General features: G+C 43.4%; 20 protein-coding genes. 14 read left to right on the forward strand and 6 right to left on the reverse strand.

The features are described from left to right. The first annotated feature begins 41 nt into the window (after positions 1-41). The 7 genes from topA to AM279_RS18390 all read left to right on the forward strand — a co-directional run bounded on the left by topA (position 42) and on the right by AM279_RS18390 (position 9655). A complete protein-coding gene (topA, locus tag AM279_RS18360) occupies positions 42-2546 on the forward strand; it encodes a type I DNA topoisomerase (protein WP_054409507.1) in 2505 nt (834 codons plus the stop codon). 3 nt (positions 2547-2549) lie between these two features. Next, entirely contained in the window at positions 2550-3698 is a 1149-nt protein-coding gene (locus AM279_RS18365) for a formimidoylglutamase (protein ID WP_054409508.1), read from the forward strand. Positions 3699-3846: 148 nt separating this feature from the next. Then, complete coding sequence (gene porK / locus AM279_RS18370; protein ID WP_054409509.1) at positions 3847-5232, forward strand: T9SS ring complex lipoprotein PorK/GldK; 1386 nt, start codon at positions 3847-3849, stop codon at positions 5230-5232. Positions 5233-5327: 95 nt separating this feature from the next. Further along, positions 5328-5966: a type IX secretion system motor protein PorL/GldL gene (gene porL / locus AM279_RS18375; RefSeq protein WP_054409510.1), complete on the forward strand. Its 639-nt coding sequence runs from the start codon at positions 5328-5330 to the stop codon at positions 5964-5966. A 55-nt stretch (positions 5967-6021) separates the two neighbouring features. After that, on the forward strand, positions 6022-7575 hold the full coding sequence (porM, locus tag AM279_RS18380) for a type IX secretion system motor protein PorM/GldM (protein WP_054409511.1): 1554 nt from the start codon (positions 6022-6024) through the stop codon (positions 7573-7575). Between the two features lie 43 nt (positions 7576-7618). After that, on the forward strand, positions 7619-8548 hold the full coding sequence (gene porN, locus AM279_RS18385) for a type IX secretion system ring subunit PorN/GldN (protein WP_054409512.1): 930 nt from the start codon (positions 7619-7621) through the stop codon (positions 8546-8548). 66 nt (positions 8549-8614) lie between these two features. Continuing rightward, on the forward strand, positions 8615-9655 hold the full coding sequence (locus tag AM279_RS18390; protein WP_054410408.1) for an NAD(P)/FAD-dependent oxidoreductase: 1041 nt from the start codon (positions 8615-8617) through the stop codon (positions 9653-9655). On the opposite strand, the gene AM279_RS18395 is transcribed toward AM279_RS18390, so the two are convergent. After that, positions 9645-10034, reverse strand: a complete 390-nt coding sequence (locus AM279_RS18395; RefSeq protein ID WP_054409513.1) for a DUF983 domain-containing protein — start codon at positions 10032-10034, stop codon at positions 9645-9647. The genes AM279_RS18390 and AM279_RS18395 overlap by 11 nt on opposite strands. 49 nt (positions 10035-10083) lie before the next feature. Between AM279_RS18395 and AM279_RS18400 the strand changes: the two genes are divergently transcribed. Further along, on the forward strand, positions 10084-11997 hold the full coding sequence (locus AM279_RS18400) for an ABC-F family ATP-binding cassette domain-containing protein (protein ID WP_054409514.1): 1914 nt from the start codon (positions 10084-10086) through the stop codon (positions 11995-11997). An 80-nt stretch (positions 11998-12077) separates the two neighbouring features. Here the strand turns inward: AM279_RS18400 and AM279_RS18405 are convergent, their stop codons facing one another. Beyond that, on the reverse strand, positions 12078-12392 hold the full coding sequence (locus AM279_RS18405; RefSeq protein ID WP_074961398.1) for a hypothetical protein: 315 nt from the start codon (positions 12390-12392) through the stop codon (positions 12078-12080). Positions 12393-12489: 97 nt separating this feature from the next. Further along, positions 12490-13458: an App1 family protein gene (locus AM279_RS18410; protein ID WP_054409516.1), complete on the reverse strand. Its 969-nt coding sequence runs from the start codon at positions 13456-13458 to the stop codon at positions 12490-12492. A 68-nt stretch (positions 13459-13526) separates the two neighbouring features. Between AM279_RS18410 and AM279_RS18415 the strand changes: the two genes are divergently transcribed. Then, the gene (locus AM279_RS18415) at positions 13527-14402 is read left to right on the forward strand and encodes a diacylglycerol/lipid kinase family protein (RefSeq protein ID WP_054409517.1); all 876 of its coding nucleotides are present in this window, start codon (positions 13527-13529) and stop codon (positions 14400-14402) included. 210 nt (positions 14403-14612) lie between these two features. Here the strand turns inward: AM279_RS18415 and AM279_RS18420 are convergent, their stop codons facing one another. The 3 genes from AM279_RS18420 to AM279_RS18430 all read right to left on the reverse strand — a co-directional run bounded on the left by AM279_RS18420 (position 14613) and on the right by AM279_RS18430 (position 16765). Next, positions 14613-15758: a GNAT family N-acetyltransferase gene (locus AM279_RS18420; protein WP_054409518.1), complete on the reverse strand. Its 1146-nt coding sequence runs from the start codon at positions 15756-15758 to the stop codon at positions 14613-14615. A 131-nt stretch (positions 15759-15889) separates the two neighbouring features. After that, a complete protein-coding gene (locus AM279_RS18425) occupies positions 15890-16381 on the reverse strand; it encodes a DUF1761 domain-containing protein (RefSeq protein ID WP_054409519.1) in 492 nt (163 codons plus the stop codon). A 51-nt stretch (positions 16382-16432) separates the two neighbouring features. Beyond that, the gene (locus AM279_RS18430; protein ID WP_054410410.1) at positions 16433-16765 is read right to left on the reverse strand and encodes a hypothetical protein; all 333 of its coding nucleotides are present in this window, start codon (positions 16763-16765) and stop codon (positions 16433-16435) included. Positions 16766-16796: 31 nt separating this feature from the next. Between AM279_RS18430 and AM279_RS20715 the strand changes: the two genes are divergently transcribed. The 5 genes from AM279_RS20715 to AM279_RS18450 all read left to right on the forward strand — a co-directional run bounded on the left by AM279_RS20715 (position 16797) and on the right by AM279_RS18450 (position 24324). Next, entirely contained in the window at positions 16797-16964 is a 168-nt protein-coding gene (locus AM279_RS20715) for a DUF5522 domain-containing protein (RefSeq protein WP_160316465.1), read from the forward strand. Between the two features lie 169 nt (positions 16965-17133). After that, complete coding sequence (locus AM279_RS18435) at positions 17134-19173, forward strand: urocanate hydratase (RefSeq protein WP_054409520.1); 2040 nt, start codon at positions 17134-17136, stop codon at positions 19171-19173. Between the two features lie 73 nt (positions 19174-19246). Beyond that, the gene (locus AM279_RS18440) at positions 19247-19804 is read left to right on the forward strand and encodes a DUF4136 domain-containing protein (RefSeq protein ID WP_054409521.1); all 558 of its coding nucleotides are present in this window, start codon (positions 19247-19249) and stop codon (positions 19802-19804) included. Positions 19805-19911: 107 nt separating this feature from the next. Further along, complete coding sequence (locus tag AM279_RS18445) at positions 19912-22242, forward strand: T9SS type A sorting domain-containing protein (protein ID WP_054409522.1); 2331 nt, start codon at positions 19912-19914, stop codon at positions 22240-22242. Positions 22243-22563: 321 nt separating this feature from the next. After that, complete coding sequence (locus AM279_RS18450) at positions 22564-24324, forward strand: aromatic amino acid hydroxylase (protein ID WP_054409523.1); 1761 nt, start codon at positions 22564-22566, stop codon at positions 24322-24324. The last annotated feature ends 89 nt before the right edge of the window (positions 24325-24413 follow it).

Raw genomic sequence — 24413 nt, forward strand, 5'->3', positions numbered from 1 at the left:
TTTAAAAAAAACCAATACTTTTGCGACCAAAGAAATGTTGTATGGCAAAGAATTTAGTGATTGTTGAGTCGCCTGCAAAGGCAAAGACCATTGAAAAGTTTTTAGGGAAAGAGTATCAGGTAGAGAGTAGCTATGGCCACATTGCCGATCTCCCGAGCAAGGAAATGGGGGTGGATGTAGAAAATGGTTTTGCTCCTAAATATGAGGTGTCACCCGATAAAAAATCATTGGTTAAAAAACTCAGGGATCTTTCTAAATCGGCCGAGACCGTTTGGCTGGCTTCCGATGAAGACCGCGAGGGTGAGGCCATTGCCTGGCACCTGGCGGAAGAACTTAAACTGGACCAAAAGAAAACTAAACGTATTGTTTTTCATGAAATTACCAAAACGGCAATACAAAAAGCCATTGAAAACCCAAGGAGTATAGATTATAACCTTGTAAACGCCCAGCAGGCACGCCGCGTGCTCGACAGGCTTGTGGGTTATGAGCTGTCGCCCGTGCTTTGGAAAAAGGTTAAAAGCGGCCTTTCTGCCGGTAGGGTGCAGTCGGTTTCGGTACGCCTTATTGTAGAGCGCGAACGTGAGATACAGGGTTTTAATGCGGAAGCTTCTTATACGGTTACTGCCGAGTTTGCAAACGAAGCCGGAAAAACATTTAAGGCCAAGCTGCCTAAAAACTTTACTACAAAGCAGGAAGCGCAGGATTTCCTGAATAAAAATATAGGCTCGCAATACAAAGTGGCCGATTTGGAAACCAAGCCTGCCAAGAAATCGCCAGCAGCGCCGTTTACTACATCTACCCTGCAACAGGAAGCCGCGCGTAAGCTGTACTTCCCGGTAGGGGTAACCATGATGCTGGCGCAAAGGCTGTATGAGGCGGGTCTTATTACTTATATGAGGACCGACAGTGTTAACCTTAGTAATGAGGCTATGACTGCCGCAGCTGATGAAATAACCCGTTCTTACGGTAAGGAGTTCAGCCGTCCACGTAATTATAATACTAAGAGCAAAGGGGCGCAGGAGGCGCACGAAGCCATACGCCCTACAGATATGTCTTTGCATGGTGTAAACATAGACCGCGACCAGGCCAGGTTGTATGACCTGATTTGGAAGCGCACGCTGGCCTCGCAAATGAGCGATGCTGAACTGGAAAGGACTAACGTTAAAATAGTGGCTAATAACCACGGAGAGCAGTTTGCTGCATCGGGCGAGGTGCTTAAGTTTGAAGGTTTCCTTAAAGTATACCTTGAAGGCAGCGATGATGAAGAAACCGAACAGGAAGGTATGCTGCCGGCACTTCGTGTAAACGAAAGGCTAACTAATAATTATATAACCGCTACCGAGCGTTTTAGCCGTCCGCCTGCCCGCTACACTGAGGCAGCGCTGGTTAAAAAGCTTGAAGAGCTGGGTATAGGCCGCCCGTCTACCTATGCACCTACCATTAGTACCATCATCAGCAGGAACTATGTTGAAAAGGGTAATTTTGAAGGTCAGCAACGCAATTATACGCAGCTTACGCTAAAAGGCGCTGATGTTAAAGAGCAACTGCTTAGTGAAAATGTTGGTTCAGATAAAGGCAAACTGGTGCCAACTGATATTGGTACTATTGTGAATGATTTCCTTGTAAATCACTTCGATACTATTTTAGATTATAATTTTACTGCCAAGGTTGAAGAAGATTTTGATGCCATTGCTTCAGGAAGTGAAGACTGGACCAAAATGATGGAGGATTTTTACAGCCATTTCCACCCAACGGTAAAAGATGTTGAAAAGAATGCCGACCGCGAATCGGGCGAGCGTATTTTGGGTACCGACCCAAAAACAGGCAAGCCGGTAAGCGTGCGCCTGGGTAAATTTGGCCCTATGGCACAAATAGGTGAGCCTGATGACGAAGTAAAACAGTTTGCCAGCCTGTTGCCGGAACAAAATATAGGTACCATAACTCTTGATGAGGCTCTTGGGCTTTTTGCCCTGCCTAAAGCATTGGGTACTTATGATGGTGAAGAGGTAGAGGTAAACAACGGCCGTTTTGGCCCGTATGTGCGTTTTGGCAAGCAGTTTATTTCGCTGCCTAAAGGCGAAGACCCGCTTGATGTTACATTTGAGCGTGCTAAGGAGCTAATAGGGGAGAAGCAGCAGGCTGATGCTCCTATTGGCGAATATGAAGGCCAGCCGGTGCAAAAAGGGGTAGGCCGTTTTGGCCCGTTTATAAAATGGAATGGTATCTTTATCAACGTAAGTAAAAAGTATAACTTTGACAGGCTTAGCCAGGACGATATTGTAAACCTGATTGAAGACAAACTGCAAAAAGACCAGGATAAGGTAATCCATAACTGGGAAAATGAAGGTATTAAGGTTGAAAAAGCCCGTTGGGGGCGTTCGGTTATCCTGAAAGGCAAGGTTAAGATAGAGTTGAATAAGGATGTTGATGCAGCGGCGCTTACGCTTGACCAGGTTAAGGCCATGATTGAAGAAAAGGCCCCTGCAAAGAAAACAGCGGCAAAAAAAGCTACAACAACTAAAAAGGCTTCGGCAAAGAAAAAATAATACATGGGTTTAGAATTTTTACAACCTGTTGAAAATACGCTGTATGAATATATAACCGCCCTGCCGGAACAGGCGCTGGGCAGGAAAACTGTTTTTCATACCGAAGATAATTTTCCGGAGTTTGAAGCCGGCAGTATAGCAATTATAGGTGTTTTTGAAAACCGTGGGCTTGATGAAGAAAGGCCACATGTGCACCTTAACTACATTCGTAAAGAGTTTTACAGCCTTTATCCGGGCAACTGGCACGTTCCTGTTGTTGATTTAGGCAATATTAAAGAAGGGGCATCTTTGCAGGATACCTATTATGCGGTAAAAAGCATTGCTGCGGCTCTTATAAAGCAACGTGTGCTCCTTGTAGTGCTGGGAGGGTCGCAAGACCTTACTTATGCCATTTACAGGGGGTATGACGTCCTTGAGCAAATGGTAAACGTGGTGTCTGTTGACAGCCGTTTTGATTTTGGTAAGGGAAATGATGAAATTTCAGCTTCGTCATACCTTACTTCTATGATAATGGATGAGCCACATAATATGTTTAGCTACACAAACCTTGGGTATCAAACGTATTATAACCCACAGGAAGAGATAGATTTAATTGAAAAATTATACTTTGACGCCTATCGTTTGGGTGAAGTTTGCAACGATACTACCCTTGCTGAACCTGTAATGCGTGATGCAGACCTTGTAAGCATTGATTTGGGTGTAGTAAAATCAGGTGATTCAGGAAATATTGTTAAATTTATCCCAAATGGTTTTGATGGCAAAGAAATTTGTATTTTAGCGCGGTACGCCGGGATAAGTGACAAGGTTACTTCTTTTGGTGTGTTTAACCACTCAGATACCCGTCAGGAAGCGGGGTTGGTAGCACAAATATTGTGGTATTTTATAGAGGGGGTTAATTACAGGAGCAATGAATATCCGTTCGGCAGCCGCGAGCATTATATAAAGTACATCGTAACCGGCGAAGAAGAAGAGCTTATTTTCTATAAAAGCGACAAGACTGAGCGGTGGTGGATGGAGTTACAGGCGCCCGGCGTCAATACTAAATTGAAAAAGGCTGCGTTATTACCGTGTAGTTATAAAGATTACCTGAGCGCGTGTAATGACGAGGTGCCGGAGAGATTGTGGAAAGCTCAAAGAAAAAACATTATTTAACGGTATTGTTACAAAAAATGCCTGTTTTTGACCGTCTTATCAAATAATTTCAGGAAAGGTTGGTTTTTTCTTTAAAAAAATTGTTTTTTTCAAAATAAATAAATAGGTTTACGCCCTTAAAATAGAATTACATTAATAACCCAAATTTATGAAGAAGTTCATTGCATTAACAGCAACTTTATCTTTACTAATCAGCTGTGGTTCCAGTGATCGTGGGGAACTGGTAGGTGTTAAAGGAAAGAAGTGGAGGCCGGAGAAGCCTTATGGTATGGCTCTGGTTCCGGGTGGCGCTTACATTATGGGTAAGTCTGACGAGGATTTGGCTAATGTGCAGGACGCTCCTACAAAAACGGTTACTGTTCGTTCGTTTTACATGGATGAGACAGAGATTACTAACAGCGAGTATCGCCAGTTCATAGAGTGGGTTAAAGATTCTACTATCAGGACAAGGCTTGCTATTCTTGCTGATGAGCAGGGGCAAACCCCGGGTAGCGGTGGTATAGGCGAGTATGCCTTTAAAGATCAGTCTACAGAAGGTGAAGAGAAATCTCCGTATGATACTTATATGGAAGAAAACTACTGGAGCCTTGGTACAGATGATGATATGTATGCCGGCCGCAAGCTTAACCACAAGCCTAAACTTATTAAGGATGTTCAGAAATATCCTGATGAGTATTATGTAGAAGTTATGGACTCTATGTATCTTCCTGAGTCTGAATCATACAATGGGTTAAGGACTATAGATGTAACTAAGCTTGTGTTTAAATACACCTGGATGGATATAGATGCTGCTGCCAAAGATAAGACTACGGGTATCAGCAGGACTAAAAGGAGTAAGTATCTTAAAACAGAACCGGTAGCGGTTTATCCTGATACTACTGCCTGGATTAAAGACTTTGCTTATTCTTACAATGAGCCAATGCATAACGATTACTTTTGGCATGACGCTTACGGCGAATATCCTGTAGTGGGTGTTAACTGGAAGCAGGCAAAAGCATTTTGTGCATGGAGGACTCTTAATAAAAACGCTTACCAAAAAGAAAAGAAAAGGCAGTTTGTAAACTCTTTCCGTCTTCCAACTGAAGCGGAGTGGGAATATGCTGCACGTGGTGGCCTGCAATCAGCAACTTATCCTTGGGGTGGTCCTTACTCTAAAAATGATACAGGTTGTTTCCTTGCTAACTTTAAGCCAAACCGTGGAGACTATGCGGCAGACGGTGCCCTTTATACAGTGGAGGCAGAATCTTTTGATCCTAACGGCTACAACCTGTTTAATATGTCGGGTAACGTATCTGAGTGGACAGATTCTTCTTATGATGCTAACTCTTATGAGTATGTTTCTACAATGAACCCTAACGCTTCTGAGGCAGCAAACAAGCGTAAAGTAATCCGTGGTGGTTCTTGGAAAGATGTTTCTTATTTCCTTCAGGTTAGTACACGTGACTGGGAATATGCAGACTCTGCAAGGAGCTACATAGGTTTCAGGACAGTTCAGGATTACATGGGTACACAAAATACTGCTAACGGCAGGTAATTCACAATAATTTTAATCGAGAGTAACCAACTCAAATTTATTTTTTGAATATTTAAAATTAATTAACTTAACTAAAAACTAAATTTTATTTTATTATGGCACTACCACAAAGAGTTATGAACATGGCCTATGGTCTTGGAGCTGCGGTTGTAATTATTGGAGCACTTTTTAAATTGATGCACTGGCCGGGCGCAAGTGAGATGCTTATTGCCGGTCTTGGTACTGAGGCGTTCATTTTTGCTCTTTCTGCTTTTGAACCAATTCACAAAGAGCTTGACTGGTCTTTAGTTTACCCTGAACTTGCAGGTGGCGAGGCTAAAGAGAAAAAAGCAGTTGCTAAAAAAGAAAATCCTACTGAAGCTCAGGGTCTGCTTTCTCAAAAACTTGACAACCTGCTTAAAGAAGCTAAAATCGATGGTGAGCTTATGGCAAGCCTTGGTAGCAGCATCAAAAACTTCGAATCTGCTGCAAAAGGTATCGCTCCTACAGTAGACGCAGTTGCTTCAACTAAAAAATACAGCGAAGAAATGACTTCAGCTGCCCAGCAAATGGAAGCCCTTAACGGCCTTTACAAAGTTCAGCTTGACAGCGCTGAGCGTAATGCTGCTGCTAACAGGGAAATAGCTGAAAACGCTTCTAAACTACAACAGGAAATGTCTGCTATGACTAAGAATATCGCTCAGCTTAACAGCGTTTATGGCGGTATGCTTTCTGCAATGGGTAACAGGGCTTAATTAGCTAATTAGTATCCTTATTATATAACTAAAAAACAAGAAAGACTAATTAGAAATGGCTGGAGGAAAATTAACCCCAAGGCAAAAGATGGTGAACCTGATGTACCTGGTTTTCATCGCTATGATGGCCTTAAATATGTCAAAAGAGGTACTATCTGCTTTTGGCCTTATGAATGAGAAGTTTGAATCTTCAAACAAAGATGCTCAATCAAACAACGAAGCTTTGTATGCTACTCTTGCTTCTAAGGCAGGTGAAAATGCTGCTCAATATGGTGAGGCAAAAAAGGTTGCTGACCAAGTGCAAAAAGTTTCGGCTGATTTTTATGCCTATATCGAATCTCTAAAGGTTGATATAACAAAAGAAATCGAAAAAGTTGATGGTAAATTGCCTTATGAGGCGATGGATAAAGGTGATAAGATTGACGAAACTTGGTTTAGCGGAGACGGCTATTCTAAGAAAGGTCAGGAAGTTGTTGCTGCTATTGATAAATACAGGACAGAAATGGCTGCATTGCTTGCCGGTAATCCTAAATTTGTAAGTGTTATAAGGGATGTAAATGCTAAGTTTGCTACTGCAGATGTTAAAGACCGTGAAGGTGTAACTAAAAAGTTCCTTGATTATCATTATAAAGGTTTCCCTGCTATTGCCTCTTTGACTAAACTTTCTGCAATGCAGAATGATGTTGAAACTATTGAGGCAGCTATTTACAGTGCCGCACTTGGTAAAGCTGCAGAAGATGCGGCTTCATATAGCAATTATGCTGCTATTGTGGTTCTTGATAAAAATGCTTATTTCCAGGGTGAAGCTGTTACAGGTAAAGTTGTTCTTGGTCGTTATGATGCAAAAACAGTACCTACTTCAGTTAGCGTAAATGGTGGTTCTGTATCAATGGAGAATGGTCAGGCTGTTCTTAAAATTGGTGCGGGTTCTATTGGTGAGCATGAAATCAATGGTAACTTTGTATTTAAAGAAAGTGGTAAAGACATTACTATTCCAATTAAAGGACAATATGTTGTTGTGCCACAGCCTAAAGATGCTACAATATCTGCGGATAAGATGAACTCTGTTTACCGTGGTGTTGACAACCCAATGACAGTTTCATTTGCAGGTGTATCTGCTAATGATGTTAGTGCAACTGCACCTGGTGCATGGAAAAAGTCAGGTGATGGTAAATATAACTGGAACGTAACTTCTGTTTCTGGTGATAAAGCAAAAATCAGTGTAACGGCTAAGCTACCTGGTGGTAAGACGGCTACATCGGTTAAAGAATTTAATGTTAGGCCTATTCCGGCTCCGGTTGCAGAACTTAGGGGTAAAATCAACAGTGGTAAAGGTAATAAGAACGACCTTCTTAACTCTACGATAAGGGTTGCATTCCCTGACTTTGTTTTTGATGTTAAGACTCAGGTTACTTCTTTTGAACTTTCTGTACCTGGTAGTTCTACACTTGTTGTACAAGGTGATAAATTTAACGGTGCTGCCCAGGCTCTTATAAATAAGGCTAAAAGGGGTGACGTGATTACTATTAACAATGTAAAATGTACTCTTATCGGAGTTCCGGGTTATACTGTTAAAGGTTCTGCTCCTTTTGCATGGGAAGTGCAATAATAAATTAAAGTACGCGTTTATTATTTAATAATACTTTGAGCTAATGAATAGGAAGATTTTTTTATCAGTTTCTTTGCTTTTTGCGGGAGTTATAGGGGTTAATGCCCAATCTAATATACTTAATGCAAAAACTCCTGACGAGATAGGCAAAAAAACTGCAGCACAGGATTCGCTGGATTATGATAAGCCACTTCCGTATGGCTATGTGGGTGACAGGGATATGTTGTTTGCCAAAAGGGTATGGGAAGTTGTCGATCTTGACCAACGCATCAATTTTCCTATGTACTTTCCTACTGAAGATAGCCACCTAGGAGACGAAAGACAGTCGCTATTTGGTGTGTTGACTGCAGCTATGGATAGTGGTAAGCTTACAGAAGTGTATGAAGATTCATACTTCACTACTAAAGTTCCGCCAGAAAATGTAAAGGATAAGTTTTTCTTTAAAGAATTGAATGGTAGTGGTATTGACCTTAAAAACCAATATCCGGACAAAGATTTAGCACAGCTTGAGGCTGAAGGTATCATTAATGCAGAACATTATGATACCAGTATTTTACAGCCTTCTGATGTTACTAAATATAAAGTTATGGGTATTTGGTATTTTGATAAGCGTCAGGGTGAACTTAAATACCGCATACTTGGTATATGTCCTATGGCTCCAAGTGCTCTTGATAAACTTAGGAGTGGTGAGGGCGCTGAAGCAGTTGAACTGTTTTGGGTGTTTTATCCTGGTGCAAGGGATGTGCTTCACAAAGCGAAAGCTTTCAACGAGCGTAACTCTGCAATGCCTATCACTTTTGACCACCTTCTTAACTCAAGGCGCTTTTCGGGCACTATTGTAAAAGAAGAGAACGTAATGGGCGACAGGCTTATTGAAGAATACATGAGGGATAATTCACAAATGCAGCTTCTTGAAGCAGAGCGTGTTAAAGATAAAATACGCAACTTTGAGCAAGATATGTGGAACTACTAATTGGTATCCCTTTAAAATATGAAAAACTCTTACCATTACGGTAAGAGTTTTTTTATTTTTATACCCATGAAAGATTACATAATAGTGGGTGGTGGCCTTGCCGGTATTTGCTTTGCAGAAATAGCTTTACAGGCCGGTAAAGCGGTGGTGCTGATTACAGATGATTCTCAGAATTCAAGTACGGTTGCGGCCGGGGTTTATAACCCGGTGGTTTTAAAAAGGCTTAATATTACCCAGGATGCCCAGGAGCACATGGATTATATGGCGCCTTTTTACAAGCAGGTTGAAGAAAGGATAGGGGTTGTATTTAATAACCCTGTACCGGTTTACAGGAGGTTTGCAGGTGTTGAAGAACAAAACAACTGGTTTGCCGCTGCTGATAAGCCATCGTTAACCGCGTTTCTGTCCACACAAATTATCCATAAGCAATTTGAGGGTGTAGATGCGCCTTATGGTTTTGGAGAAGTATTGCACACCGGTTTTATGGATACTACCAGGCTATTAAACGGTTATCTTTCTTATCTTAAAAAGGAAGAATCTTTATTACAGGAAACTTTTATTCACGCTGATCTACAAATTCATGACGGTTTTGTTTCTTATAGAGGTATCAATGCAAAACACATTGTTTTTGCAGAGGGCTACGGCATAAAGGCTAACCCGTATTTTAATCAGCTTCCGCTTAATGGTACTAAAGGCGAAATTCTTATTATTAAAGCGCCCGGATTGGATATTAACTTTATAGCAAAAGGCAGTGTTTTTGTGTTGCCTTTTGGCGATGGCATATTTAAAGTTGGGGCTACTTATGAATGGGACGATAAAACCACTATTCCTACAGCCGCTGCCCGTGCTGAACTTGTAGAGAAGCTTGAGGAGCTAATAACCTGCCCGTATGAAGTTATAGGCCAGCTGGCGGGTATTCGCCCCACAGTTAAAGACAGGAAAGCGCTTGTGGGTACGCATCCGCAATATAAAAACATACACCTGCTAAATGGCTTGGGCACACGCGGTGTTATTCTTGGGCCGCCTATGGCTAAAATGTTATTTGACCAGATTGAAAATAATATCCCTGTAAAGAAAGAAGTAGACCTGAACCGTTTTAGTGCTTAATATCGCGCCAGTCTTTTCGGTATTTGATAAAAATATTGATCCATATGTTTCGCGATATACGCATTTGTATGGGCATAAGCCCAATAAGCGTTACCACAATAGTTATAAAGGCTGTTTCGATAGATGTTTCAAAGAAAACAAAGCTTATTACAAATGCCGCAATGCTAAAGGCCACGCCCAGGCCATAGCTTACATACATAGCGCCGTAGAAAAATGCAGGCTCAATTTTATAATGAAGGCCGCAATGGCTGCAATTGTCATGCATTTTATATATTTTCGCAAGGTGAAACGGATTTTTGTCTACATACATGCTTTCCATGTGGCAGCGTGGGCAACATCCGGTTACAATGCTGTATAATTTAGATCCTTTTTTAAACATCAGCAGTCAAAATTATATTACAAAGTTACTCTTTTAAAGCAGCTATAAAATGCTTAACATACATAATTTATCGGTTTCTTTTGGCGGAACCTACCTGTTTGAAGAAGTTACCTTCAGGCTGGGTGCGGGAGACCGTGTAGGCCTTGTGGGTAAGAACGGCGCCGGGAAATCGACCATGCTTAAAATACTTTCGGGCGATATACAGCCTGATAGCGGAACTATTGCCTTTGAAAAAGATGCCAGGATAGGCTTTTTGCGCCAGGATATTGACTTTATTCCCGGGCGAACAGTACTGGATGAAGCCTACCAGGCGTTTGTTGAAATCAAATCGCTTGAGGCTAAAATTGAGGATATAAACCATCAACTGGTTACGCGTACTGATTACGAAAGTGAAGCCTATTCTAAACTGATAGAAGACCTAAGTGATTATACCCACCATTATGATATTTTGGGTGGCTATAACTATGTGGGTAATACCGAACGTATTTTGCTTGGCCTTGGCTTTAAACGCGAGGATTTTGACAAGCTTACCGATACTTTTTCGGGAGGATGGCGTATGAGGATTGAATTAGCAAAACTCCTGCTGCAAAGCAATGATATACTGCTGCTGGATGAACCTACCAACCACCTTGATATTGAAAGTATCATCTGGCTGGAATCGTTCCTTAAAACCTATCCGGGAGTGGTGGTTATTGTATCGCACGATAAAATGTTCCTGGATAATGTTACCAACCGTACTATTGAAATCTCACTGGGTAAGGCTTATGATTTTGCCAAACCGTACAGCCAGTACTTAGTGTTGCGTGAGGAAATACGCGAAAAACAGCTGGCTACACAAAAGAACCAGCAAAAAAGCATTGAGCATACCGAGAAGCTGATTGAGAAATTCCGTGCCAAAGCCAGCAAGGCCAGCATGGCACAGTCGCTTATCAAGAAGCTGGATAAGGTTGAGCGTATAGAGGTTGACGAAGACGACAATTCGGTAATGAACATATCGTTTCCTGTATCGCAAACGCCGGGCAGGGTAGTGGTAGAAGCCGAGCACGTTACCAAGAAATATGGCGATAAGCTTATCCTTAAAGATATAAGCCTTTTAGTAGAACGCGGCAGCAAGATTGCTTTTGTGGGCCAGAACGGCCAGGGCAAATCTACCTTTATGAAAGCGCTTGTAGAAGAAATTGACTACACCGGCACCATAAAACTGGGCCACAATGTACAGTTGGGTTATTTTGCACAAAACCAGGCAGAACACCTTGACGGTGAAATAACGCTGCTTGAAACTATGGAAAATGCAGCTACCGATACCAACCGCAGTAAAGTGCGCGATATGCTTGGGGCTTTCCTTTTCCGTGGGGATGATGTGGAGAAGAAAGTTAAGGTATTAAGCGGTGGCGAGCGTAACAGGCTTGCGCTTTGTAAGCTATTATTACAGCCCATAAACGTGCTGGTAATGGATGAGCCTACCAACCACCTTGATATTAAGAGTAAGAATGTGCTTAAGGCAGCGTTGCAAAAATACCAGGGTACGTTGCTGCTTGTGAGCCACGACAGGGATTTCCTGCAGGGCATGAGCAACATTGTATATGAGTTTAAAGACCATGTAATAAGGGAATATCTGGGCGATATTAACTTCTTCCTGGAGCAGCGTAATATGCAAAATATGCGTGAGGTTGAAAAGAAAACCGCTGCACCGGCACAGCCTGCAAAACAGGAAAAAGCCAAACCTCAGCAAAGTTTTGAAGACCAGAAGAAAAACAAAACGCTGCAAAACCGCCTGAGCAAAATTGAAAGCCAGATACAGCAGCTGGAAAGCGAAATTCAGAAAGACGACAGGGCACTGGCGGAACATCCTGAAAAGCTGATGAGCGATGCTTCATTCTTTAGCGCTTATGAAAATAAAAAGAAAGCCCTTGACGACCTGATGCTCGAATGGGAACAGGTTCAGGAAGAGCTTGAATCATAAAAAGAAAGCCCTAATCTAATTACAAGATTGGGGCTTTTTTTTGCTTAGCAGCTAATTGGCTCAGGGGCTCAGCAGCTTTCTTATTCCGTTTTCTTTTCTACTTTAACCGTAGTTTGTTTTCGGTTTATGGTTACATCATTTTCATTATCGCCATTCTTGCTTTTAATGCTCACGCCACCATCGCCAATACTAACCGATGTGCCGTTGGGCTTTTCTTCGGTTGTAGTGGTTGTAGTTGTTGTGGTAGTGGTACTTTGGGTTTGTGGCTCAGGTACCTGTTTTGGTGCCGGGTCTTCTACCGGTGGCGGTGTTGCAGGTGGGGTGGTTTCTTTATCGTTTTTGCACGAAGTCAGGCTTAGCATGGCAACGGCAGCAATCATTATTACACGTTTCATAAATAGGTTATTTAATTGTTTATCAGTAACTAAATTACCTCTTTATAAGATTAATCCTGCTTAAAGGAACGCTAAACTTTCTTAAGGTTTCTTAATGCTATTGTATTAGCCCTATGCGTTTGCTGTGTGCAATAGCTTCGCTGCTGTCTTTAAAATAACAGGTTGCAACCCCCATGCTTTCAATATTTTTAACCGCGACAAGGGCCTTACTTTTTTTGCTTTTCCCAGTCTGGCGAATATAAACCGCCTTAACCGTTACCGGGAAAATCTTGCATACGTCTTCATACAAAAAGGGGTCGTGCTGGCTGTCATCGCCCAGCAGGGTATATTGCAGGTGCGGGTAAAACTCCAGTATGTGTTTTATCTTGTCAAACTTATGGTTGTGGTTGCCGCGGCCGGTAACAAAAAAATCCATCAGGCTGGTTTTTATGTCTTTTAAAAGCAGTACGGCACGGGGCAAGTCGTGTTTGGCCGTAAATTTGGTAATAAAGCTATACAGGTTCCACTCGCTGCTGGAAACGTAAAAAAATGCATTCTGCTCGTCTTTTTTGTTTCGGCCTGCGGTGCTCAGTGCCTGGTAGTGGGGCACTACATCGGCAAAAATCTTGCGGCTGTTTATGTTTCGGAATAACAATATGTACAGTTTTTTAAACAGGTTACGGGTGTGCGATACCAAAAAAGTGTCGTCTATATCGCTTATAAAGCCCAGGGTGCCTTCGGGCGGGCGAATGTAAGTGCCCTTTTCCCTGATTTCTTCGCCATCATGAAATGTGCTTACATAATAATCGGCCCAGCCATAGGCAAATTCTTCGGTAAGGGGGATACAGAATTTAAAATACCCGTCATCCAGCGATTTGGTGTGAATTTTAATACCGTTGTGTTCCAGGTACACATCGGCATTGGGTATGGTTTTTATCAAAAACATTTTAAGTACTGACCGTGCGTTTTTAAAGCGCTTCTTTTCAAATTCATAACTGCCGGCCGTGTTGGGGCGAAAAACGTGCCCAAACACAATAAATTCCTGGTCGTTAGCATAGCCGCGGTATAGTTTTAAGACTGGCTTCATGAAAAATTATAAATTTGATAAGAAATTACATCTTACAATTTACCTACTTTTAATCAAAAAGAACGTTAATGGCTTCTGAAAAGTTTTTGTTTGTAATAAACCCTATTTCCGGCGGCAATGATAAGGCCGAACTGGTAGATGCTGTGCGCGAATATGCCGCCAACGAAGGTGTTGAACTGATAGAGTATGAAACTACCGGTAAAGATGATGAGGGGAACATAAGAAAATTGTATGAAGAACATAAAACCCCGCGCCTGCTGGTTGCCGGTGGCGACGGCACTATTAAAATGGCTGCCGAAGCGGTGGAACACCATGATGTGGTTATAGGCGTGCTGCCCGCGGGTTCGGCTAACGGGCTTTCGGTTGACCTGGATTTGCCAACCGATTTGCAGGAGATACTTAAAGTGGCGTTTCATGGCAACTATATGGAGATGGACATGGTGTGCATTAACAACAAAAAAAGCCTGCATTTGGCCGATATTGGCGCTAATGCCGAACTGATAAAACGCTATGAGGAAGGCACCATGCGCGGTAAACTGAGTTATGCGCTAAAAGCCATAAGCACCCTGGCCACGCTGGGCGACCCTTTTCATGTTACTGTTGAAGCCGATGGCAATACTACCCAAACCCCTGCGCGTATGGTGGTTATTGCCAATACACAAAAGTATGGCACCGGGGTTACCATAAACCCTGTGGGTAAGCCCGATGACGGTTTTTTTGAAATAGTAGTACTTAAAAGCCTTGATGTTTTGCTGATAGGCAAGATAATGGCAGGCAATATGCCGCTTGATGCTGACGAGGACGTGGTGATAATTTCTACACAGCAGGCTGTTATTACCGTAGATAAGCCCACAAGCTTTCAGGTAGATGGTGAGTTTTGCGGCGAGGAAACCAAACTTGACGTGCGTATACTGCACAAGCAAATGCGCGTGGCGATACCTTAAACGGACTGCGTTCTTTATGGCATTAAATTATAGCACAGAGATTCTCAGAGGAAGCCCAGAGGTACACAGAGTTTTCAGAAGAGTTTTTTAGGATGCGCTTTCAGCGCGAGGCCACAGAGCTGACTGCCCTCTGTATTCTCATACTGAAGGTAAACCTCTGATTCTTCGCGAATCTCTGGGCTGCCTCTGAGAATCTCTGGGGTACATCTCTTATCCCTTAAACGGGCTGCGGGGTTTCCATGTTATAACCGGGTCAAAATACTGAAAAAGCCTGCCCATAAACAGGTTGATAAGCGGGTTGGTGTGCTTTATGAGTCCGTATACTTCCTCGGCGCGGGCACCAACACTGCTTTTAATTTCCATAGCGCTTCGGGCAAAGATTATATGCCTGAACTGCTTCTTAATAGCATAAGCTACCATGTCATACAGCATATTGAGGTACAGCATTTTTTCTTTTTGCAGGGCATCATCGTAGCCTAAAAAATAGGTATCCATATCAGTACCGTTTTTTATGAGCGTATTGAAGCCGATTAGTTTCCCGTCGATAAAGTACCCATAGAACAGGAAATCGTTGCCCAGGGCGTCTTTAAATGCTTTAAAATGCCCTTCCGGCAGGTGGAACGTGTTGAATGATGCATTGCCTGCCACGGTTAAATACAGGCGTTGTATGCAGGCGGCGTGCGCCTCAATTTCTTCAGCATTAAGCTTGCGTTTTTCTATACCTTCGGCTTTTTTGCGTGCGCGGTTGTATTGCGTGCGGTACTTGGTGTTAAGGTCAGGTAAATAGCCTTCAATATCCTGCCATTTGGGTTTGATGTCAAAAATCATGTTGGGCTGGGTGCAAAATTTAAAGTACCCGTTGTAACCAGCGGCTTTAAAATCGGGCAGCTCTTGCGAGTTGAAATCCTTAATGGTAAGCAGGTTAATGTAAATGCACCGTTTGCAGTATTGGCGTTTTAATTCCTGTTGCGCTTTGAGCAGCATTTTTAGCGCTTCCGTTTCAGGGAAATCAGCGTCCAATACATAGGCATTCTGGCCCGTAAGCATATTGTTGCCTATAATCAGCACGTGCGATGAAAACTTTTTGTACAGGTAGTGTTTCAGGCTAAAGCCGCTTTGGTTTTCAACATAGGTATTAATACTGCTTATGTTTATGTACTGGGCCAGGGCAATGCCGCGAAGTGTACTTCCCTCAAACAGCCCAATGAAGCTGCACTCCATGTTTGCGGGCGCAGATGTTTGCAATACGCCCAGGTAAGCCCGGCTAAGGAATATGTTGGCTTTGGCCAAAGTATCCCAATCCGCAGGGAGTTCATCTGCGGAAGCGTAAATTGTAAAAGAGGTTTGTAGTGCCATAATAAAGCCCTGTTTGTCATTTCGACCGGAGCGCAGCGAAGTGGAGAAATCTAAATCTCGAATAAGTTGAGATGCTTCGACTTCGGAAGCTCCGCTCAGCATGACAAAACACAAACAGGGCTGTAAAGGTATTAATTTTCCCAGGCACACAGTATGCCGCCCTGCAGGGTAAAGCATACGGCAAAGTAGCCTACGTTTATAAAAATGTATTTCCAGCTTTTCATTTCAAAAAGCGAGTTGGTGCCAATTATGGGCAGTGCCAGGAACAAGGCTGTCATAAAACCGTGGAGTGCGCCGTGCTTAAACGTGCGGTAGGCGTGCTGATAATCGCCCATAAAGGCTTCATAGCTGGGTTTGGCACTCTCAATAAACGGCATGCCGCCTATCATGCTCAGTGCGCCAAACTGGTGTATTACTATGGTTTGCAGCATAAAGGTTGCCATGAGTGAAAACAGTAGGGTTAGCCCGAAAATTTTAAACATATTGGCGCTCTTTGCGGCATCGGCATTAACGCCGGCTTCACGCATCCAGATGCTGCCGAAAACTTTAGGGTTGTACCACACAAAGCCTACGGGCAATACAATAAGGGTGGACACTAAATAGGCCCAGGGATTTACTAACATAATTGATTTTGTTTTATGGTTGTCTAAAACAAATGTAGCAATAATTTTGGCTTAACGTTGTGTGCGTAAGTGTTTTGTAAATCGCCAGAAGCTTCTGGTAGTCAGGTAGTCGGGGTTGCGTTCGTTAGCATAGGCCTCGCGCTCAAAGCTAATGTTGCGGTAAGCCAGGTCGTGGTTTTTGTACTGTATGAGGCGGAATAAATATTCCAGCACATACCACAGGTAAAACAATAAAATAAGTAGCTCGAGCTGCTGGCGCAGGTGCATGCGCTCGTGGTTGAGGAAGGTGGGGTTTATGTCGTTTTTATCTCCCACAAGTATAAAAGGGAATATGGCCATACCGGCATATCCCTTTGGGACTAAATATTTAGAGGCTATTACTATCATTTTGTGCAAAGTTTATAAATTTGCGAATATGAGCAGCGGATTTTTTGGAAATAAATTAACAGAAGGCGAAGATTATTACCTTTCGCCCGAAGGCTACAAGGTGTTTACCGAAGCCTGGCACCTTAAACGCGGCTATTGCTGTAAAAGCGGTTGCCGCCACTGCCCGTATGGCTATGATAAACGAACAGGCAGATAAGCCTCTCCCCAGCCCTCTCCAAAGGAGAGGGAGCCGGGAACCGAAGACAGTTTGGTAACAATGCTACAAAAAGATATTACTAATTCGTAATCAAAATATTCGAGTGTAGCTGCCCCCCTCTCCTTTGGAGAGGGGTTGGGGGTGAGGCCGACAAAAACTAAAACAAAAAATGACATTCCACGAACAGATACTTGAAGGCATACCGGCAATCCTGCCGCAGCCAAAACCGTATGACCCGGCCATAAACCATGCGCCCAAGCGTAAGGAGATTTTATCGGCTGATGAGAAAAAGCTGGCACTGCGCAATGCATTACGCTATTTTGAGCCGCAGCACCATGCCGTTTTGGTTAAAGAGTTTACCCAGGAGCTTGAAAATTATGGGCGTATTTATATGTACCGCCTGAGGCCCGATTATAAAATGTATGCCCGCCCTGTAGAAGAATATCCGGGCATGAGCCAGCAGGCAAAGGCTATTATGCTCATGATTCAGAATAACCTGGATTATGCCGTGGCACAGCACCCGCACGAACTTATTACATACGGAGGCAACGGTGCGGTGTTCCAAAACTGGGCGCAATACCGCCTTACCATGAAGTACCTTGCCGAAATGACCGACGAACAAACGCTGGTTATGTACAGCGGGCACCCTATGGGGCTGTTTCCGTCGCACAAAGAGGCGCCAAGGGTGGTGGTAACAAATGGCATGATGATACCCAACTACAGCAAGCCTGACGACTGGGAAAAATTCAATGCGCTGGGTGTATCGCAATACGGGCAAATGACGGCCGGCAGCTATATGTACATAGGCCCGCAGGGCATTGTGCACGGCACTACCATTACGGTGCTGAATGCGCTGAGAAAGATAGCCCCCCCCGCCCCCGAAGGGGGGGCTTCCGTACTGTCAGATTCCTCCCCTTTGGGGAGGTCAGGTGGGGCTGGGAAGATTTTTGTAACTTCAGGATTGGGGGGCATGAGCGGCGCCCAGCCCAAGGCCGGTAACATTGCAGGCTGTATAACAGTGTGTGCCGAAGTGAACCCTAAAGCGGTACATACCCGCCACAGCCAGGGCTGGGTAGACGAGGTGGTAACCGATGTGGATGCCCTTGTAGCCCGTGTGCGCACCGCAAAACAAAATAAAGAAGTAGTATCTATAGCCTACCAGGGCAACGTGGTAGACGTTTGGGAACGCTTTGATACAGAAGATATACATATAGACCTGGGCAGTGACCAAACCTCGCTACACAACCCGTGGGCGGGTGGGTATTACCCGGTTGGCTTGTCGTTAGAAGAATCAAACGAATTAATGGCTAACGACCCGGCCGCGTTTAAAGATAAGGTACAGGAGTCGCTACGCAGGCAGGCCGCCGCTATTAATAAGCACACGGCAAAAGGCACGTATTTCTTTGATTATGGTAACGCCTTCCTTTTAGAAGCATCGCGTGCCGGGGCCGATGTTATGGCGCCAAACGGAATCGACTTTAAATACCCCAGCTATGTGCAGGATATTATGGGGCCTATGTGTTTTGATTTTGGCTTTGGTCCGTTCCGCTGGGTATGTGCATCGGGCAAACCGGAAGACTTACAGTTTACCGATAACCTTGCGGCAGAAGTTTTGGAAGAAATGGCACAAACGGCTCCTGCCGAAATTCGCCAGCAAATGGAAGATAACATACGCTGGATAAGGGGCGCACAGGAAAACAAGCTGGTGGTAGGCTCTCAGGCACGTATTTTATATGCCGATGCCGAAGGCCGCATTAATATAGCCCGTGCATTTAATAAGGCTATTGCCGAGGGTAAAGTTGGGCCAATAGTATTGGGCCGCGACCACCACGACGTGAGCGGTACCGACTCTCCTTACCGTGAAACCAGCAATATTTATGACGGTTCGCGCTTTACGGCCGATATGGCCATACACAACGTGATTGGCGACAGTTTCCGCGGGGCAACCTGGGTTAGTATACACAACGGTGGCGGTGTGGGCTGGGGCGAAGTTATAAATGGTGGCTTCGGCATGGTTCTTGATGGTTCTACAGAAGCATCAAGGCGCTTGGAATCAATGCTTTTCTGGGATGTGAATAACGGTATTGCACGCCGCAGCTGGGCGCGTAATGAGGGCGCTGTTTTTGCCATAAAACGCGCTATGGAACACGAACCGCTATTGCAGGTAACGTTGCCCAACCTTGTAGACGACGCACTATTGGAATCATAATCCTGCAAAGGTTAATTGTGTGCGCCAATGATGTAAATTGCTAAGAAAAAGAAAAACAATTAACTGTGAGATTATGAAAGCTATAAAACTGCTCCCACTATTGCTTGCCACGGTATTTGCCGTGTCGTGCAGCTCTGTTAGGGTAAATTCTGATTATGATGAAGCCGCTAACTTTACCACATTTAAAACCTATGGCTATCTTAAAGATGGTGTAGACAAGGCTGAGATAAGCGACCTGGATAAAAAACGCATATTAACCGCCATTGATGCCGAAATGGCCAAGAAAGGCTTTACCAAAAGCGATAAGCCCGATTTTTTAGTCAATATTTTTACAAAGGCTAATAAAGAGGTTAACGTAAACAACTGGGGCGGCTACGGCGGCTGGGGTTATGGCTGGGGACCCGGCTGGGGCTGGGGTGGCCCGTGGGGCTGGGGCGGAGGCTATAACAGCGTAAGCACCCATACCGAAGGTACACTGTATATAGATGTTATAGATACTGCTAAAAAAGAGCTTGTATGGCAGGGTGTGGGTACAGGCGTGCTTACTAAAAACCGCGAGAAAAAGCAGGAACGCATTAATGAGTTTGTAGAAAAGATAATTGCGGAGTTCCCTCCGCAGGATAAAAAATAAGATTTTTTTAGATGATATTGAGCCTCACAGTTTTGTGGGGCTTTTTTTATTAATGTAACGCAACCTTTTTGATTTTCAGTATCTAAAATATAAAAACCAATCACCTTATGAAAAAGATCTCTCTATTGCTGCTGCTGTTTGTGGCGGGTGCTATGAATGCACAAATTGTAAACATTCCTGATGCGGCATTTAAGGCCAAATTACTCTCAGCAGACCCAAATTCAACAAATGGTGTAGTTGCCAGGGATATAAATAACCAGCCTATGGTAATTGATGCCAATAACGATGGTGAAATACAGGTTGCTGAAGCTCAGGCTGTATATTATTTGCAAGCCAGTTCACTTGAAATAATTTCTTATCAGGGGATTGAAGCATTTATAAATGTTAAGTCCTTGGTTTGTAGTAGTCCTAATGTGACACAATTAGATGTAACCGCTCTGACCAATCTTGAAAGCCTTGGATTTCATAATTCGCAAATTACTTCAATAAACCTGTTGCCGCTTGTAAATCTTAAATACCTGTATATGTCTAATGACCTGCTTACATCTTTAGATGTTACAGGACTTACAAATCTTGTTCATATTGAATGCGACGGCAACCAATTAACGGGCCTTACCCTTAACAACCTGCCTAACCTGATGATGCTAAAGTGCAATGGTAACCAGCTTACAAACCTTACATTGTCTAATCTTCCTTCATTGGTTTCGATTGATGCCAGAGAAAATAATTTACAGGGGCTGGATTTTACCAATGTTGATAATGTTCACACTTTACTGGCTCTCCAAAACCCTTTTGTTTCTCTTGATTTGAGTGTTATGCCAAATTTAAGTATGTTTTATGTAAGTGAAAGCCAGCTAACCCAACTCGATCTTAGCAGTTGCCCTAACATTAGCTCGCTTTTTGTTGCAGATAACCCATTACTTGAATCTATAAGTTTGAAAAACGGCAACTTACAGAATACTTCTGAAATACTGTTTTATAATACCAATACGTCATTACATTATATATGTGTAGATGAGGGTGAACAAGCACATATTTTAGACAGGCTTGCATTTACCAATACAACGGGAGTACAGGTAAATACTTATTGCTCTGTTGAGCCGGGCGGAAATTACAATACCATAACCGGTACCGTAACTTTTGATGGAGATGGCAATGGCTGTAACGCTTTAGATGATGTTTTGCCACTTATTACTGTAACAATAAACGACGGGACAGATAATGGTTCTGCTATCAGTAGTACTGGGAGTTACAGTTTTTACACCCAATCAGGCACTTTTACCCTTACACCCCAATTTGAAAACGACTGGTTTACCACTACGCCTGCTATTGTAACCTTTGTTGATAACAATTACAACGTTACAATCCAAAACTTTTGTGTTACTGCAAACGGTATACACAATGATGTATCTGTGGTAATTGTGCCTATAGAACCTGCGCGCCCGGGCTTTGATGCGGTTTATAAAATAATCTACACCAATAACGGCAACCAAACCCTAAATGGCGATGTAACCTTTACTTATGATGATACTGTGCTGGATTATGTTAGTGCAAGCCCGTTACAAAATACATTGGCTACGGGCTTACTAACCTGGAATTATAGTAACCTTCAGCCTTTTGAAAGAAGAGAAATTATAGCCACCTTAAATGTTAACAGCCCTATGGAAACCCCGGCGGTTAATATAGATGATCCGCTTGACTTAACAGCTTTAGCTTCACCTGCTACGGGAGATGAAACCCCTTTTAATAATACTTTTGCAATGAAGCAAATTGTTGTAGGAGCTTATGACCCTAACGATATTACCTGTCTTGAAGGAGAAACCGTACATCCTGAACAAATAGGGCAGTACCTGCACTATAATATTAATTTTGAGAATACAGGTAACTATCCGGCAACGTTTGTGGTGGTTAAGGATATGATAGACGAGCAGGAGTTTGATGTAAGTTCGCTACGGCTAATTGATGCGAGCCACGATGTAAAGGTGCGCATAACCGGCAATAAGGTTGAGTTTTATTTTGACGATATTAACCTGGCGGCAAACGGGGGCAAGGGCAATGTGGTGTTTAAAATTAAAACGCTTAATACGCTTGCAGTAAATAGTGATGTAACCCAGCAGGCAGAAATTTATTTTGACTATAACTGGCCTATAATAACAGACGAGGCTACAACGCTGTTTTCTACACTGGGTATAGATGGGTTTGGTACAGACGGTAGTGTAAAAATATATCCTAATCCGGTAAAAGATGTTGTAAACATAACATCAGTGCACGATTTAAGGTATGCAGAACTGTATGATGTGCAGGGCAGGCTGCTGCAATCTGTAAAAATTAGCGGCAATAGTGCAGGCCTTGATATAAGTGCACGTGCACGTGGAATTTATTTTGTAAAAATTGTTTCAGAAAAAGGTGCTGGTTTTGAGAAAGTTATAAAGCTATAGAAAAAATTTACCGATAAATAGATAATTTTTACCGAAAAACATTTCATTGTGAAGCATTCATTTATTACTTTTGAATCAGAAAAATATTGAAAATATAATGAATTGCGTTATTATCAGGTTGTGAGGAGAGCCTGAGCATAACAAAAAGCATATTCATTATTACTTTGTCCTGTAAAGCCACGCACTTGCGTGGCTTTATTACTTTTATATATTTTGTAAGATAATCTTTAGCCGGGCGCTTATTAAAAGAAAAAGTTTACGATTTAATAATATTTGCTGAGAAATCGTTAATTTTACCCTAAATAAAAAGCTAAGGCAACAATGAGTACACCTTTTGAGAGCAACCCGCTTTTAGATAAGCTACCGCAGCATTTAAGGCAGTTTATAAAACCGCAGGATTATAATGAGTATACACCCATTAACCAGGCGGTGTGGCGGTATGTTATGCGCAAAAATGTAGATTACCTTAGCCGTGTGGCCCACAGCTCTTATTTAGACGGCCTTAAAAAAACGGGTATAGAAGTAGAAAACATACCCAGTATGTATGGCATGAACCGCATCCTTAAAGAAATAGGGTGGGCTGCCGTTGCGGTAGACGGTTTTATTCCGCCTAATGCGTTTATGGAGTTCCAGGCATATAACGTACTGGTTATAGCCAGCGACATCCGACAGCTGGAGCATATAGAATACACTCCCGCACCCGATATTATTCATGAAGGCGCCGGGCACGCACCCATAATTGCCAATCCTGAATATGCCGAATACCTGCGCCGTTTTGGCGAAATAGGCTGCAAGGCCATATCGTCGGCGCATGATTATGAGGTGTATGAGGCCATCCGCCTGCTATCGATACTTAAAGAAGCCGAAGGCACGCCACAGGATGAGATTGAAGCCGTAGAAAAGCTGGTAGACGACCTGCAAACCAAGCCGGTTGAACCCAGCGAAATGGCGCTCATCCGCAACCTGCATTGGTGGACGGTTGAGTACGGCCTAATTGGCACGGTTGAAGACCCTAAGATTTATGGCGCAGGGCTGCTGTCGTCTATTGGCGAAAGCGCCTGGTGCATGACCGATAATGTAAAAAAACAGCCGTATAGCATAGATGCGGCCTATCAGGGTTTTGATATTACCAAGCCGCAGCCGCAGCTGTTTGTAACGCCCGATTTTACACACCTTAGCCTGGTGCTTGAGGAGTTTGCCAATAAAATGGCGCTGCGCACCGGCGGCCTTAGCAGCGTGCAAAAGCTGATTAACAGCAAGGCGCTGGGCACGGTAGAGCTTAGTACCGGCCTGCAAATAAGCGGTGTGTTTACTAATGTTATAGAAAGCGAGGGCAAGCCTGTGTACCTGCAAACCACAGGCAAAACAGCATTGTCTTACCGTGAGAAGGAGCTTGTAGGGCACGATACATCTTACCATGCAGAGGGCTTTGGCAGCCCGGTAGGCAAGCTAAAGGGCATTAACCTGGCTATTGAAGACATGAGCCCGCGCGACCTTATGGCCTATGATATTTATGAAGGCCTGCGCGTTACCCTTGAGTTTGAGGGCGACATAACCGTAAGCGGCGAGATTATTACAGGAACCCGCAACCTGCAGGGCAAAATTATACTGATTAGCTTTAAAAACTGTACCGTTACCCATAACGATACCGTGCTGTTTCAGCCGGAGTGGGGCATTTATGATATGGCAGTTGGCAAAAAGGTAACATCGGCGTTCTCCGGGCCGGCAGATGTTAAGAGCTTTGACCTGGTAAGCCACGTGCCAAGTTCTAAAACCATTAAGGCTAAGAAGTCGGCTGAAAGGGAAGAGCTGGAAGACCTGTACCAAAACATACGCAACATCCGCGAAGGCAAACCGGCAGATAAAACCGTTGCTGAGGTTTTTGACATACTTACACAAAAGCACAACGGCGACTGGCTGCTGGCGGTTGAAATTGCCGAACTACAGCACCGCGCCGGCAATAATGAGGCTGTAAACGCCGTTTTACAGTATCTGGACACCGTAAAAACAAGCCGTCCCGCAGTAGCAAACCTTGTAGACGACGGCCTTGAACTTATATTTGAAAAAGAAAAAGTGAATTAAACTGAAACGCCCCATGATTGGGGCGTTTTTTTGTTTTAGCCACTAATTACACTGATTAACACAAATTAATTGGAGCAATTAGTGTAATT

It is taken from the genome of Flavobacterium akiainvivens, assembly GCF_001278115.1.
Taxonomy (GTDB): Bacteria; Bacteroidota; Bacteroidia; order Flavobacteriales; family Flavobacteriaceae; genus Flavobacterium; species Flavobacterium akiainvivens.